The organism is Rhodopirellula baltica SH 1 (assembly GCF_000196115.1).
Classification (GTDB): domain Bacteria; phylum Planctomycetota; class Planctomycetia; order Pirellulales; family Pirellulaceae; genus Rhodopirellula; species Rhodopirellula baltica.
Genome location: NC_005027.1, coordinates 4,878,180 through 4,893,317 on the forward strand (window position 1 = coordinate 4,878,180; position 15,138 = coordinate 4,893,317).

At 56.9% G+C, this 15,138-nt stretch carries 11 protein-coding genes; 7 read left to right on the plus strand and 4 right to left on the minus strand.

The annotated features are described in order from the left end of the window. Window positions 1-2: 2 nt before the first annotated feature. The gene (locus RB_RS18655) at window positions 3-506 is read left to right on the plus strand and encodes a YraN family protein (protein WP_007328162.1); all 504 of its coding nucleotides are present in this window, start codon (window positions 3-5) and stop codon (window positions 504-506) included. 32 nt (window positions 507-538) lie between these two features. On the opposite strand, the gene RB_RS18660 is transcribed toward RB_RS18655, so the two are convergent. Continuing rightward, a complete protein-coding gene (locus tag RB_RS18660) occupies window positions 539-1,759 on the minus strand; it encodes a M20 family metallopeptidase (protein WP_231845778.1) in 1,221 nt (406 codons plus the stop codon). A gap of 74 nt (window positions 1,760-1,833) precedes the next feature. On the opposite strand from RB_RS18660, the gene mgtE reads away from it, so the two are divergent. After that, the gene (gene mgtE / locus RB_RS18665; RefSeq protein ID WP_164922206.1) at window positions 1,834-3,249 is read left to right on the plus strand and encodes a magnesium transporter; all 1,416 of its coding nucleotides are present in this window, start codon (window positions 1,834-1,836) and stop codon (window positions 3,247-3,249) included. 53 nt (window positions 3,250-3,302) lie between these two features. Here the strand turns inward: mgtE and RB_RS18670 are convergent, their stop codons facing one another. The 3 genes from RB_RS18670 to RB_RS18680 form a co-directional block, all read right to left on the minus strand. Continuing rightward, window positions 3,303-7,094 (minus strand): DUF7133 domain-containing protein, encoded by a 3,792-nt coding sequence (locus tag RB_RS18670; protein ID WP_011122155.1) that lies wholly within the window; start codon window positions 7,092-7,094, stop codon window positions 3,303-3,305. Between the two features lie 122 nt (window positions 7,095-7,216). After that, window positions 7,217-7,822 (minus strand): DUF2585 family protein, encoded by a 606-nt coding sequence (locus tag RB_RS18675; RefSeq protein ID WP_011122157.1) that lies wholly within the window; start codon window positions 7,820-7,822, stop codon window positions 7,217-7,219. A gap of 16 nt (window positions 7,823-7,838) precedes the next feature. Next, window positions 7,839-8,489 (minus strand): hypothetical protein, encoded by a 651-nt coding sequence (locus RB_RS18680; protein WP_007332622.1) that lies wholly within the window; start codon window positions 8,487-8,489, stop codon window positions 7,839-7,841. A 58-nt stretch (window positions 8,490-8,547) separates the two neighbouring features. Here RB_RS18680 and RB_RS18685 point away from each other — a divergent pair, with 58 nt between their 5' ends. Genes RB_RS18685 through RB_RS18705 form a run of 5 tightly spaced genes read left to right on the plus strand, consistent with a single transcriptional unit; the run spans window position 8,548 to window position 14,697 of the window. Continuing rightward, the gene (locus RB_RS18685; RefSeq protein ID WP_011122159.1) at window positions 8,548-9,825 is read left to right on the plus strand and encodes a Gfo/Idh/MocA family protein; all 1,278 of its coding nucleotides are present in this window, start codon (window positions 8,548-8,550) and stop codon (window positions 9,823-9,825) included. A gap of 16 nt (window positions 9,826-9,841) precedes the next feature. Then, a complete protein-coding gene (gene ispD, locus RB_RS18690; RefSeq protein ID WP_011122160.1) occupies window positions 9,842-10,573 on the plus strand; it encodes a 2-C-methyl-D-erythritol 4-phosphate cytidylyltransferase in 732 nt (243 codons plus the stop codon). Further along, window positions 10,570-11,868 (plus strand): tyrosine--tRNA ligase, encoded by a 1,299-nt coding sequence (gene tyrS, locus RB_RS18695; protein ID WP_007332625.1) that lies wholly within the window; start codon window positions 10,570-10,572, stop codon window positions 11,866-11,868. Before ispD ends, tyrS begins: the two co-directional genes overlap by 4 nt. A gap of 8 nt (window positions 11,869-11,876) precedes the next feature. Beyond that, window positions 11,877-13,664 carry an endo-1,4-beta-xylanase gene (locus tag RB_RS18700; protein ID WP_164922207.1) on the plus strand — a complete coding sequence of 596 codons (1,788 nt, stop codon included), beginning with the start codon at window positions 11,877-11,879 and terminating at the stop codon, window positions 13,662-13,664. After that, window positions 13,657-14,697: a class I SAM-dependent methyltransferase gene (locus RB_RS18705; protein WP_011122163.1), complete on the plus strand. Its 1,041-nt coding sequence runs from the start codon at window positions 13,657-13,659 to the stop codon at window positions 14,695-14,697. Before RB_RS18700 ends, RB_RS18705 begins: the two co-directional genes overlap by 8 nt. Window positions 14,698-15,138: the final 441 nt, after the last annotated feature.

Here is a 15,138-nt window from a genome sequence, read left to right on the forward strand (position 1 = left end):
GTTTGGCAACCAACCAATTTGCCAATCGCACTCGCCAGACGCTTGCCTGGATCACCACGTGCGGCGAGCGAGTCAGAAGCTGGTACGAAGACTATCGATTTGGTTCAATCGATGAGAACGCCCAACTCGGCCGTCGTGGTGAGCAAGCAGCAGCTCAATTACTGCGTCGCAAAGGCCTGAACGTTATCGCCGAAAGTGAATCCGATCGCGCCGGTGAAATCGACTTGATCGCTCTTCGCAAACGGCCACGCCTGATTGTCTTTGTCGAAGTCAAAACGCTATCGACCACGCGACCGGGACACCCGGCAGACCGCGTCGATGAAAACAAACAGGCCCGCATCACGAGAGCCGCCCTTCGTTATTTGAAACGCAAGAAGCTTCTGGGCATCACATGTCGCTTTGACGTCGTCGCGGTTTGGTGGCCGCGAGATGAACCGCGTCCAACCCGTGTCGAACACTACGAATCGGCATTCAACGCCGTCGGGGTCGATTCCTTCTACGGCTGAATTGTCGCTCGTCAATCAGCGACGCCGATCAATCAAGACCGCATGGCGAAGGTCTGAATAGCATCTCGAAAAAGCGAGACTCCATTCTCGAGCGAATCCAGCTCGATGAACTCATCAACGGTATGCGCCTGTTCGATGCTGCCCGGCCCGCAAACGATTCGATGCTGAAGTTCTCCCAACACCGCGCCGTCGGTTGCATAACAAACCGTCTCCGGTTTTTCACGGCCGCAGTAAGAACTGGCCAACTCGCACATCCGCATCAGCGTGGGATCGTCGATTGATGTTTCCAGCGGAGCGACCGATTTGTAACCGCGAAATTGCAATCCAAGTTGTTCGGCAGCAACCTTTGCGTCCTCCATCAAACACTCGCCGTCGACATTGGGCATGGTTCGCCAATTGGCCCATACTTCACTTCGGTCAGGAACAATGTTGGTGGCATCGGCGTGGTCGCTGATCCCAAAATTAAATGTCAACGTCGGGGGATCAAATCGGTCATCCCGCAACATGGGGTCCGTCTGGACTCGTTCGTGCAATTCCAGGATCGTCTGCAACAAAGGAATCATCGCGACGTTTGCATTGATGCCTCGGTCGGTGCTGCTGTGGGCGGCTTTGCCATGCGAGATCACTCGAAAACCGCCCATGCCTTTGTGAGCATGGACAACCCGCAGTTCCGTCGGCTCACCAATCAAAGCGACCGGATCACAAGAAACGATTTCGCGATAAGCCGGACTGTTTTGAGCCAATTCCTTGGCACCACGAAGCCCGACTTCCTCGTCGGCGGTGCAAACGAGCCATAGCGGAGCGGATTGCTTCGAGGCATCCAAACCGTCAATCGCCGCCAGCATCGCTGCCAACGACCCCTTCATGTCACAAGCACCACGACCGTACAAACGGTTGTCTTCGATCACGGCCTCGAACGGGTTTCCGCCCGGTCCACCCCATCGATCCGCGGGGACAACATCGGTGTGGCAAAAATATGCCAACCCAATCTCGTTTTCGGGGCGACCCAACTCAAGCCGATCGACGGATTGTGTCGACAAATTGCCGGATTCCGAACCGGATCCCGTTGGCAAACGCTTGGCAATCAAATTGAATTTTGGGACACCTTCGCCATCCAGGTACCGCGTTTGCTCACATTCGAACCCTTGCGCTCGCAAACGATCTGCCACCCACTCCGTGATCGCTCCGTTGCTGGTATGACTGACCGTTGGATAAGCGATCAATTCGGACAGTAGTCGAACAGCAAGTGACAAAACGAGGTCTCGGTAGGAACAGCCGTGGCATCTCAAATCCGACAATCTACACCTTCAAGCGGCCCCCTGCACCAGTGAATGCCCCCGCCTCCCCCGAACAACCCACGACTTCTGACCTCGACGAATCCGCGCAGCAATCGGATTGGCGACCATGGGAGCGATTGGGTGAACTGGCCGAAGCAGGCGACGCAGTCGGCGTCGAAAACTTCCTCTCCCGCCTGGGCCCCAACGATCAGGCGTTGGCGCTAAACCGTTTGGATGAGGAGCATTACTGCGCCGTCTTGACGCTGCTTCCCGCTGAGGAAGCGGCTGAAATCCTGCGTCACCTCAGCGAAACGCAGGCGGCTGAGTTGGTCGACTCGCTCGACGCGTCGGACGCCGCAGCCATCGTCCAGGAGATGACCAGCGACGAACAAGCTGACTTGCTAGGTGACTTGGACGACGATCAAGCCGAATCCATTCTGCAAGCATTGCCGCCCGAAGACGCCGCCTCGGTTCGGGAATTGGCCGCTTACAGCGATGACCAGGCCGGTGGTTTGCTGGTTCGTGAGATCCTGCGTTTCAATCAGAAAAGCTTGGTTCACGAAGTCATCACGACACTCTCGGAAAACGCAGAAGAGTTCCGCGATTATGACGTTCAGTATGCCTACCTGACCGACGACGATGAAAAACTGGTCGGTGTGTTGCCCATGCGAAACCTGTTGTTCGCCAAACGAACCGACCCGGTCGCGGACATCATGATCCTGGACCCGCTGTCGATCACCGCCAGCATGCCGCTGGAAGAACTGCGTGACATCTTCGACGCACACCATTTCCTCGGCGTGCCCGTCGTCGACGACAACCACAAACTTCTCGGGGTCGTCCACCGGAATGCAGTGGACTACGAATCAACTCGCGCAGCTGAAAACGATTTCCTAAAAAGCCAAGGGATCATCGGCGGCGAGGAACTGCGAACGATGCCGCTGTGGCAACGTGCCAAACGACGGCTCAGCTGGCTCAGCATCAACATTTTGCTGAACATCGGTGCGGCCGGCGTGATCGCCGTTTATCAAGACACATTGTCCAAAGTGATCGCTCTGGCCGTCTTCTTGCCAATCATCAGCGACATGAGCGGGTGCAGCGGCAATCAAGCCGTCGCGGTCAGCATGCGAGAACTTTCACTCGGCTTGGTTCGCCCCACCGAAATGGTTCGCGTGTGGCTGAAAGAAATCAGCGTCGGACTGATCAATGGATCGGTGCTGGGACTGCTGGTCGCAATCGTCGCCGTCGTCTGGGACGGCAATCCTTACTTAGGACTCGTGGTGGGTGTGGCGTTGTGTGCCAACACGTTGATCGCCGTCTCCATCGGAGGCACCGTGCCATTGCTGCTGAAACGACTCGGCTTTGACCCCGCCGTCGCCAGCGGCCCGTTGCTAACAACCGTGACCGACATGTGCGGTTTCTTCCTCGTCCTTGGACTGGCCACCGCAATGCTCGAACGCTTGATCTAGCCCTTGCCCTCTAAGAGGTCATCCCCTTATCGGGCAAAGCTTCACAACCCGAATCACTTCGGTCGGGTCGCGATTTCAACTCGACGAGCGTCGTTGAGGTAGGCCATCAAGTCGGTGATATCCTGCAGCGACAAATCATCCAGCAGGCCACTCGGCATGATGCTCGATCGACTGGGTTGGATCAGATCCACTTCCGATTCCGCCAACGTGGTCACGTTATTGTTCGAATCGCGAATTTGTAGATCGCCACCAGCTTTGCTCACCATTCCGACGTAAACCTCACCGTCCAACGTCAGCACTTTCTTGCTGGCGTATTGATCGCTCACAACATGTGATGGATACAATACGGACTCCAAGATCTCTCGACGTGTGAATCGACGAGCCACGCTAGTCAGATCAGGACCGATGACGGTTCCTTGGTTTCCAGCACGGTGACAATTCGCACATTGGGCTCGGGCATAAACCTCTGCGCCGGCCAAGGCGTCACCGCCCTGCCCTTCGTCACTTTCCAGGTGAGAAATCAACTGTTCGAAATCCCATTTCGATTCATCTTCTCGCGGCAATTCCGCCGCTGGACGATCCGGGAATGTCTTCGCGTACCAGCGCTGCCATGGGGCCATCGACTGCTTCACGCCCTCGGGACGCTGCATGCCGGTCCAGTGTTCGAGCAATTGCTCCACACTTTCAAAGGTTGTGCCTTCTTTCTCCGCTCGCAATCCCATCAGGACCAACGACCGAAGAGCCATCGGATCATCGGTGGCGATTGGCACAGAGCGAAGTCGAGTGACGACTTCATTCGCGGCCGGTCCATCCAAGACGTTCAAGCTACGAACCAAGTAATCCCAGTTTTCTCCGTCGGGGTTTTGTGCCAATGCCATTGCCACAACCGCCCGACGCTGAGGTTCGGTGCGCCAGATTTTTCTTAGGTGTGCGGCCGACGCGTCGTCAGGAGCCGAAGCCAACATGGCAATGATGCCGGTACGCAAACGCCGGTGAACATCATCCAGCTTGGCTTCCTTTGTGAGTTCATCATCCAGCGTTCGAAGCTTTTCGGCGGTCGCTTCGTCGATCGGACGTTTCAGTTGGAACAAAGCACCGAGGGCGGAATTACGCCAACGACTGCCTTCGTCCAAGATCGCTTGGATGTCGTCTTCCGAAAGATGGCGAGCGAAATCTCGTGTCACACCTACCATGTACATTGGCAACGACCCCTCGCTGTCGCGTCCGGCGATGCCTTCGTAGAACTTCAGCAACGCGAATCGCTCGCGAGCCGACCACTGACGATCGATTCGTTGCAAACACATCGCAGTCAAAACGCGGTCCAACTCCGGCGCATCGGATTCCAAATACTCCATCGCTCGAGGAACCAAGGATTCAGCTTGCAGATAGCTTGCCAAGCGAATCAACTCATGGTTCATTCGAGAATCACCCGCGGGGAACTCATCCGCGATCTGTTTGGACAACCACTGAACTTCGCCGGCCTTGATGTTGCAACGATGTAACGTGACCTGGCAGAGGCGAAGCGTGTCGACAAAGTCTTTGTCGCTCAAGAATTCTTTCATCATGTTGCTGGTTCTCTTCAAAACCAACAATCCAGTCGCCTTGTTGGTATCAGCGGCAACCAAAGCCAACATGCCAACCAAAGCGGTCCGTGTGTCCTCGTGCAGGATGACAGTCTCTTTCCACTTCGCCGCTGGGATTCGCTGCAAAACTTGGCGAGCCACGTAAGAAAGGACTCGATCTTCGTGAGCCAGCAAATCAATCAATGGCTGTGGGTCACTCGGAATCTGATTGCTACGAAGCATGGCTTCGCAAACCGCACGACGGACTCGCAAGTCGCTGTCGCTCAGCATGTCATTCAAACGAGCTTTCGCACGTTCGGACGGATTCAGCCCCAACTGAATCGCGGCCCGGCGGCGAACCAATTCGCTTTCGGCCTTGGACAATTCGATCAGCAAGTCATCACTGGGAACGGGCCCGTACATTTGCATCAAATTCATGGCGCGAATGCGATAGGACGGCGGATTCTCATCGCTGTACGCGACTCCAGCCAACTGCTGATCCCAATCACTACCCAACTCGCGACGAATCGCGGCGATGCGTTGACGGGACCAAGCGGCATCCAACTGAGGCTGGCGAACCGCAGCGGCGATCCCGCTGCCGAGTTGCTTCATCGCTTCTGGAATTTTGCCTTGATAGACGACTCGGTAAACGCCACCGGCGGTCCCTCGACCACCTGTGCAAAAATACAAAGCTCCATCGGGACCGACGGCCAAGTCAGTGACGTTGAGCGGCTGACCTTTCAAGAACACCTCGCTGTCGGCTTGGAATCCGCTGCCGTTGGGTTTCAGACGGACATTCAAGATCCGACCTTCTGACCAATCCGCCATGAACAAACTGTTGTGATATCGAACCGGGAACATGTGGTGCTCATAGCACTCGATTCCAGTGGGGCTACCGCGGCCTGTATCCAGGACGTTTGGCAATCGATCGATGTAATACTCAGGCCATTTTGCCCAACCGGTTCGCCATCCAAACTCAGCCGCTTCGGTGACATCCACCAACGCGGTGGGTCGATACCAAGGTGTTTCGACGTCGGCTTCCATGTCCGCGTCATGCACGAACAAGTTGCCTTCGGGGTGAAATGCCAAATCGTATGCGTTTCGCAATCCACCCGCGATTCGCTCGATGACCTTGCCTTCGATGTCAGTCCGGATGATCGTTCCACCGGGGGCCTTCACGCCTCGACCGTGCCCGCCCGGATCTTCGTAGCGTGGCAACAAGTCACCTTCGTAAATGTCTTTCAGTGTCTCACCGCTACCGGTCTTACCGATCGACTTGACGTAACTTCCAACCGAGACATAGATCATTCCGTCCGGGCCCAAACGCAAACCGTGAGGCCCGTGCTCACCACCGTTGCCGCTGAACTTGACGATTGTCTTGACCGTTTCAAGTTCGCCGTTTCGATCCTTGTCGATCAGGCGATAAAGAGCCGATCCGTCTGGTCCATCCGCGGTCACGAACACTTCACCATTGAGCGGCAAAATGCCTTGGATGGATTCGACTTTGTCGCAATAAGTTTGAACGTCTTCGGGGACACCGTCGTCATCACGGTCGGTGACGATCAACAGTGGCCCGCCTTCTTGCGAAAGCAACACATGGCCAAACTCGTCAAACGCCATCGCGATGACCGATCCGACTTGTTCGTCGTTAATCAGACGCTGAACACCGAAGCCGCGTTGGATTTGAAAGCGTTCGGAATTCTCCTTGGCGACTTCCACTTCGACGCTGGGTTCGCGATCCCAAGGAGCGGTTTCGCCAAGCGGACCAAAGGTCGATGCTGGCAGCCAAGCTCCATCGTTGTATGCGGCGGTGTTCCACAACGGAACTTCTTGCAGATTGGTTTTCCATGTTCGATCGGAACTGAAGGTGAACCACTTCTCACCAGTTTCAGGGCGAATCGAAACGCGGGCGACCAGAGCAGCGGTATTACCACGAGTGTTCTGAACTTCGACCGCGACGACATTGCGTCCCGGTTCGATGTAGTCGCTAATATCGAACTCTTGCATCTGCCGGTAGGACTCGCCCTCACCGACTTTGCGTCCATTGACGTGCACTTCATAGGCATCGTCGGCGGCGACTTCGATGATCGCTTCGCCACGGTGACGCAAATTCAATGATTTGCGGAACCAGCACGTTTCACCGTGCGGGATCGCTTGCTCAGCGGTTGTTCCTGACGCCCAAATCCACTCCGCTTCCGCCGCGAAGGTTCGAGTGTCCCAACCTAAACACAAAGCACCGACGACAAGCGTCAACGCGATCAAATGGAATCGTCCAGCAGACATCCTGATTCAGCCTTCCATGGCGTGGAGTCAGTCATTTTCAATGAAAAGGGCGTCCAACACGCCGATTTTCAAACATTCACGCTCCGCAATACCATCCGGCGGAGGGTGCTCGCAAGATCGAATCAGCCGCTCTGCCACTCTTGAATCGCAGGAATCGGGCTGACCAGCATCAACACGTTGAGCAGCAAATTATCGCGAATCATGATCAGCATCAGGATCTCGCTCACCACGAACAATGCGACCGACCAACGCCATGGAAATCTGGATGAGAACCAATATCCCAACATGCACGCCGCCACATCCGTGACCGAATTCGCGATCGAATCACCGGTGTAACCCACCGCCATCGTCGCTTCGCGGTAACGCTCGATGATCAGCGGTGAGTTCTCCAAGATCTCCCAGCTTGCCTCGAGCCCCAACGCAATCAAGAGGCATTGCGTGCGATTCAAACGAGGCACCCATCGGAGCGCCCAATAAAACAGCACGCCGTGCAAAACGTGCGAAAAGAAATAGGGATCGATCAGGTGTTGAGAATTATGGGCGGTCCAAATGTCCCAAGACCATGGCACCCACGAACCGCACTCGCACCAGAACCGGCGGCCCATTCCCGCCAACACCAACACCATGCCGACGACGATCAAACCCGCGATCCATGCGACCGTCCACGATCGATCCTTTTGGAATCGATCGTCGACAACTTCCAGCGTTTCGGATGAGCTCGCGTTCAACGGAACCGTTTCGGGATCAACGCAAGTTATCGCGATCGATCACCGGGTTCGCGGTTCCTTGTCCGATCAACACCAACAACCCTTGTTGTGGACGGTTGGCATTCATCGCTTGAGCATTGAAGGGCACGCCATAACACGCGTAGTTGCCCGTTGCCGTGTCCAAGACATAAATGACCGAGCGTCCAACCGGGTTGCTGCTACTGCGAGGAAAATCGGCTTGCCCGGTTGCCATGATGTAAGTCCCACCTTTGCCATCGGTCCCCAATGCATCGGAGATGTTGACGGTGAACGTGGCCGCAAAACGATTGACTCGTGGATACATCACGGAACACTGCAGCAAACCCGAATTGTGGTCCAGGACGAACAATCCGTCCGCTTGATCACTGACGGCACCCGTCGCGAGCGAAAACGTTTCGCTGCTTACCGCGGCGGTCGCGTTGGCGATCGGCAGGTTCTGCCAATTGGCCATCGCGGATGGGTTCGCATCCACAGCAGCGGTTTCTGCAGAACGACGGGCCTCGGAGGCGACACCTGCGAAGTAGATGGCCACCCCAACGGCTGCCACAGTCACACCGACCAGACCAACCATCCATCCGCGATTCCCACAGCATCGCGTTGATTCGGTTGGAACGACTGGCAATTGAGCGGGATCAGCAAAATCTTTCATGAATCGTTTCTCAGCTAGCGGCGGAGGAAGGGAACAATGGAGTTGATTCAGCCTGTGATTGTACGCATCGGCTGAGAACTTTACGATTGGAATCTCGTGTCCTGGACCGCCTCTTTCCACGTTTCTCGCGAAAATCATCATGTCGCTCAATGCTCCCCTGAACCGAAAACTCCGCATGGGAATCGTTGGCGGTGGTCTGGGATCGTTCATCGGTCGCGTCCACACCGTTGCCGCCGGATTGGACAATCGCAGCGAATTGGTCGCCGGAGCCTTCTCCAGCAACCCAGAACGCAGCCGCAACTCCGCCCCCGGATATGGCGTCGATGAATCGCGAGCCTACGGCAGCTACGAAGCCATGCTGGACGCCGAATCACGGCTGCCAGAAGACCAACGAATCGACTTCGTCAGCGTCACCACGCCCAACCACACGCACTTCGAAATCGCCAAAGCCGCTGTCGAAGCGGGCTTCAACGTCGTCTGTGACAAACCGATGACGTTCGATTTGGATCAAGCCGAACAATTGCTGAAGACGGTCGAAAACTCCGACGTCATCTTTGCCCTGACTCACAACTACACCGGCTATCCCCTCGTTCGCCAGGCTCGCGAAATGATCCTGGGCGGCGAACTGGGCGAAATCAACGCGATCCGTTCGCAGTACATCCAAGGCTGGCTTCGCGACAAACTGGAAGACGACGACCAAAAGCAAGCCTCCTGGCGAACCGACCCGTCCAAGAGCGGTGCCGCGGGCGCTTTCGGCGACATCGCCACGCACGCCTACAACCTGGGCCGCTTCATGACCGGCGTGTTGCCTGAAACGGTCAGCTGCAGCCTGAAATCATTCGTCGAAGGACGCAAGCTGGACGACTACGGCACTGCCGTGATCCGTTACGAAAACGGTGCCTTGGGTACCGTCACCGCCTCGCAAATCAGCCACGGCCGCGAAAACGATGTTGAAATCGAGATCGACGGCACCAAGGGTTCGCTGAAATGGCGTCAAGAAAACCCGAACGAATTGCACTACCGCCAAAACGGCAAGGCTCACCAAATCTACACGCGTGATCCCAACGCGCCTTACATGCACGAAACCGCTGCGGCATCGTGCCGTTTGCCATCGGGTCACCCCGAAGCGTTCTTCGAAGCCTTCGCGAACGTTTACGCCGCCGCGTTTGACGACATGGCCAAACGTGCCGAAGGAGCCACCATCGATCGCAAGAAGTCGCTCTACCCGAGCGTTCATGACGGCGTCGAAGGCATGTACTTCATCCAACAGTGCGTCGCCAGCAGCCAAGACAATGCCGCTTGGTTGCCACTGAAGCACCCTGTCGCTCGCGTTTGATCGGCGTTCCAGCTTTATGAACTGCGCTGCTTCCGTTTCTGTGATCATGCCCGCTGCTGGCAGCGGGCAACGCTTTGGCAGCCAGTCCAACAAGCTGTTCGCACACCTGGACGGCAAACCGCTTTGGCAACACGCCATTGATCGCTTCCAACATCGCGGCGACGTTCGGCAAATCGTCCTGGCGGTCTCCGAAGAAGACGAGTCCAGGTTTCGTGAACAAATCGCGGCCATCTCTTCCGCCGTTCCGATCCACCTCGTTCGAGGCGGCGCAACACGCAGCGAAAGCGTTGGTGCGGCATTGGAACAAGTGAAACGATTTGCAGCCGAATCCGCTGCGGCCAATGCATCCACGCAGACGCTAGTCGCCATTCATGACGCAGCACGACCCTTGGTCCGCCAATCTGACCTGGACCGGGTCATCGCCAAGGCGGCTGAAACCGGCGCCGCCATCCTCGCCGCTCCCGTCTCAGGAACGCTCAAACGAGCCACGGGCGATGGATCGGAAACAGTCGATCGCCGCAACACCTACGTCGCGCTGACTCCCCAGGTGTTCGCGATCGACGTCATTTGTCAAGCTTACGCTCGCGATCGAGGCCGCATGGCCACGGACGACGCCCAACTGGTCGAGCGAACCTCTCACCCGGTTCAGCTTGTCACTGGTTCCGCTGACAACTTGAAAATTACCTTCCCCGAAGATCTCCGCATCGCGGAGGCGATCCTGAACGAGTGCCGAAGCGAATTCGTATGACCACCTCCAACGCCACCAATTCACTGATCGAAGATCTCCGCTGGCGCGGTTTGCTGAATCAAACCACCGACGAAAACGGAATCGCCGAACTGCTCAACTCCGGCCCGCAAACGATCTACATCGGGTTTGACCCCACGGCGACATCGCTGCACGTCGGCGGCATGATGCAGTTGATGATGCTGCGTCGCTTCCAGCGTGCCGGTCACAATCCGATTGCCTTGGTCGGCGGTGCCACTGGAATGATCGGCGACCCCAGCGGCAAAAGCGAAGAACGCAATCTGCTATCCGCCGATCAACTGCAAAAGAACGTCGATGGCGTCGCAGCTCAAATGCGTCACTTCCTCGACTTCGAAGGCGACAACGCAGCCAAGTTGCTGAACAACTTTGACTGGATGAAGGATTACTCCTACCTCGAGTTCCTTCGCGACGTCGGCAAGAACTTTCCCGTCGGTGCAATGATGGGCAAAGAATCCGTCCGCAGCCGATTGGAAAGCGAAGCCGGCCTGAGCTACACCGAATTCAGCTACATGTTGTTGCAGGCCTACGACTTCGTGAACCTGGCCCAGACTCATGATTGCCGCATCCAAGCCGGAGGCAGTGACCAGTGGGGCAACATCACCGCTGGCATCGACTTGGGCCGTCGCATGTTGGGCAAGCAATTGTTCGGCATCACCGCACCGCTGCTGACAACCAGCGATGGTCGCAAAATGGGCAAGACCGAATCCGGCGCCGTGTGGTTGGATCCCGAGCGAACCAGCCCCTACGCGTTCTACCAGTACTGGATCAACGTCGCCGATGAAGACGTGATGCGATGCTTGGCGTACCTGACCGAAATCGAGCGAGCCGAATACGACGAACTCGAAGACAAAACCAAGAACGATCCCGGTCAACGCACCGCACAGAAACGACTGGCCCAATGGCTGACCGAATTAGTACACGGCGAAGCCGGAGTCCAATCGGCTCAACGAGCCACACAGATTCTGTTCGGTGGTGAACTCGGCGACACCACGGATTCACAACTGCGTGAAATCTTTGCCGACGTTCCCTCCTGCGACGTTCCAAAATCGGCTCTTGAAGGCGAAGGTCTGTGGATCGTCGAGGCATTGCAAACCGCGAAACTGTGCAACAGTGGCGGCGACGCTCGACGGGCTTTGTCCGAAGGCGGCGTGTACGTCAACAACACTCGCGTGGAAGACGTTCAAAAACGCTTGACCGTCGATGACTTGGACGGTCGATCCGTCTTGGTTCTTCGCCGCGGCAAACGCAAATACGCCCTGCTCAAGATCCAAGATTGAGCTTGATCATGCGTTGGTGGCTGGCCCCTGTGGCAATCGCTTTGCTCCTGAGTTCTCTCGGGACACCGGCCACGCTCATCCATGCGTTCGCACAAGAATCGCAAACTCCGGCGGAGGGAACCATGCTCGTTCCCACCGCCGAATTTCGACTCGATGCCCGCCCCGGCACCGGTTCGATCGACCGACAAAACAACCTGATCACGGTCGACTGCCCTGCCCCGCAAGAAGAAGCCTGGGCACTACAGGTTCAGTGCGAGCCGATCTCAAACTCGGTGTCGGCTTTCGAGGTGTTCTGCGTCTCCTTCGATGCGCGGGCACTTCCGTCTAACACGGATGGACTGGGAAGCATTCATGTTTCGATGGCGACCAACGATCCCTGGGAACCAATCGAGGAACCCAACGGATTCCGCACGTTTGACGTTCCCAATCAGTGGCATCCGTTTCGAATCTGCTTTCGTGCCAAGCAGGACTACGACGCCAAACGTGTCTACGCCTCGATCCAGTGCGCCGAGAAAAAGCAACGACTCGAAATTCGCGATCTGAAATTGGTCGGGTTGGGAAACGTTCCCGACGCGAGCCTTCCGTTCACGCGGTTGTTCTACCCAGGCGCGGACAACGATGCCTGGCGATCCGAAGCTCAGCGCAGCATCGATCGCCATCGTAAACGCAACCTCACCATCCGAGTGGTCGATGCCGCTGGTCAACCGCTGGCTGGTGCAACCGTTCAAGTTCAGCAGCAAAAGCACGACTACGCCTTCGGGACCTTCGTCGGCAACACGCCGATCCACGCCGGCGAAGACGCCGCCAAATTTCGCGACCAAACCAAGCGTTGGTTCAACCGTGTCACTCTGCCTCGCTACTGGGCGGACTGGGGAACGGATCGTCCCGCCGGGGTCGTCAAAGCCGATGCGACCGCCGAATGGGCCATCGACGCGGGCTTTGAAATCAAGAACCACTTGCTGCTGTACCCGCAGTTCATTCCCGATCGCGTCAAACAATTGGCCGATCAACCATCGCGGTTCCAAACCGAAATCGAAACCGCCATGGACGCCGCTCTCGAGCGAACACGTGACATGCCAATCGCGGTCTGGGATGCCATCAACGAACTTCGCGATGTGTCCCTGGTCGGCGACGTCTTGGGAAGAGACTACTACGCCGACGTGTTCAACCGCGGCCAACGCTCTCAACCAAACGCACGCTGGTTCATCAACGAATATGGATTGATGACCGGCGGCAGCGAGCGATCAAAACATCTTGCGACTTACATCCAGCAGATCGAACAAATCTTGGACAGCGGCGGGGCCGTCGAAGGCATCGGTGTCCAAGGGCACTTCCAAGCCGACCTGATCACAATGCCGGAAGCCTGGAAAATCCTCAACGAACTCTCACGATTCCAGTTGCCGATCGAAATCACCGAGTTTGATGTCGACACGCGTGACGAAGCCACCCAAGCACAGTTCACTCGCGATTTTCTCACGCTGGTGTTCGCCCATCCCGCGACCACCGGGTTCACGACCTGGGGTTTCTGGGAAGGCGACATGTGGCGTCCCCACGGCGCCATGATTCGCGAGGATTGGACGATCAAACCCAACGGCCAAGTCTGGGAAGAGTTGATCTTCCAAACTTGGTGGACCGACCAAACCGTTCAAACAAACGCTGACGGCATTGCCACCGTCCGAGCCTTTCGTGGCACCCACCGCGTGCAAGCCGAGGCCCAGGATTGGGCACGGATTCGAACCGCGAACCTACTCGAGGATGAAACCATCACCTTGCAAATTGGAGTTAGCGGTGAGTGACCTGCCACCGCTTCCGTCGGAACAATTGCTGATCGATCACCTGGCTTCTTCCACACGTTCATCGCTCGCCTCCGCGATCGTGATGTCACCGGGCCGTGGACAAGCCGCCAATGCACTGGCTGCTGCATTCCCAAACAGCAAGACCACAAGCTGGTTCGTGGATTTGCACCGCGCCGAACGGGCTCGCGAGGTGACCTCGGAAGACGTTCATGTGATCTGCCAACCCGACCTTCCCGACACGACATGGGAACTCGCTTTGCTGCCAGTCTTGAAAACCGGCGAAGCGGAGATGAATCGCGACCTGATTCATCAATCATGGCAGCGTCTTACGATCGGCGGTGAACTGATTGCCGCGGTCAACTCACCCAAAGACACTTGGCTGCTGAACCAGTTGCAGGCTCTCGGTCCCAAAGTCCGATGCCACGATCACGCGACCGGACGCGTCTATTCCGTGCGAAAGTCTTCGGTGACATTCAAACCGAAAAACTTCGACGCTGAATTCACTCACCGAGTCGACGATCGCATCCTGACCGTGCATTCTCGTCCGTCGGTGTTCTCTCATCGGTCCGTCGACCGAGCCGCCGCGGCAATGATCCGGAACGCCCCCATCCCCGAAGGCTCCACGGTGCTGGAACTCGGATGCGGCAACGGTGCCGTCGCAATGGCAGCCGCGATGCGATCAAAAACGGGTCACGCATACGCTGTCGATTGCAATTCGCGAGCCGTCCAGTGCACCGAGCGAGCGGCAGCTCAAAACCAGATCAAGAACCTCACCGCGATCGTCAACCACAATGGAGAGCTACCGAACGTGCCTCCTTGCGACATCGCGTTGCTCAACCCGCCGTATTACGGCGACTTCCGAATCGCCGAGCACTTCATGGTCACCGCCGCGAAAAAGCTTCGATCGGGCGGAGAAGCCTACGTGATCACCAAGCAAACCGACCGCTACCTCGAATACGACTGGTGGCCGCTGGAAATGACCGAGCGAAAAACCGCCCAGTCCTACGACCTGCTGCGTTTCATCCGCGAGTGAGCACGTCGTGAATAACAGTGACATAGCGGAAGAGCGCGAGCCCTCCGGTTCCTCACCGGGCGGCTTGCGCCACACCGCTGACATCGTCACGTGCTGTTCACGCGTTGCTAAGAAACGCTCGGTGCCCTCCACCAACTGTCGTCACTTCCTGTCAGCAAGTAGGCCGGATCAAGCCGCTTCGGCGCCGCTCCGGCAGGCACGCTCTTTCTATGCAGTGCGCATTTGTCCGGGACCTCTCCGCCACAAACATCCGAGCAGAACCATTGCCCCACTGGCCATCGCGACGACTTGCGATTTGCAATCGGCTCAAACGCCTCGCTCAATCCAAGCAAGCAATGTTTGGCGGGTGGCACCATCCGGCGATCCCCAGTCACGCGTTTTGAAGTTGCGCTTTTTCCTCTAATGGCCAACGGCCTCGTTTAACATAGCCAGGGGCGTCGC

Coding starts and splice junctions, on each gene's coding strand:
- RB_RS18670 (WP_011122155.1), bottom strand. CDS start 7,094: ATGTCTGCTGGACGATTCCATTTGATCGCGTTGACGCTTGTCGTCGGT.
- RB_RS18680 (WP_007332622.1), bottom strand. CDS start 8,489: ATGAAAGATTTTGCTGATCCCGCTCAATTGCCAGTCGTTCCAACCGAA.
- ispD (WP_011122160.1), top strand. CDS start 9,842: ATGAACTGCGCTGCTTCCGTTTCTGTGATCATGCCCGCTGCTGGCAGC.
- tyrS (WP_007332625.1), top strand. CDS start 10,570: ATGACCACCTCCAACGCCACCAATTCACTGATCGAAGATCTCCGCTGG.
- RB_RS18700 (WP_164922207.1), top strand. CDS start 11,877: ATGCGTTGGTGGCTGGCCCCTGTGGCAATCGCTTTGCTCCTGAGTTCT.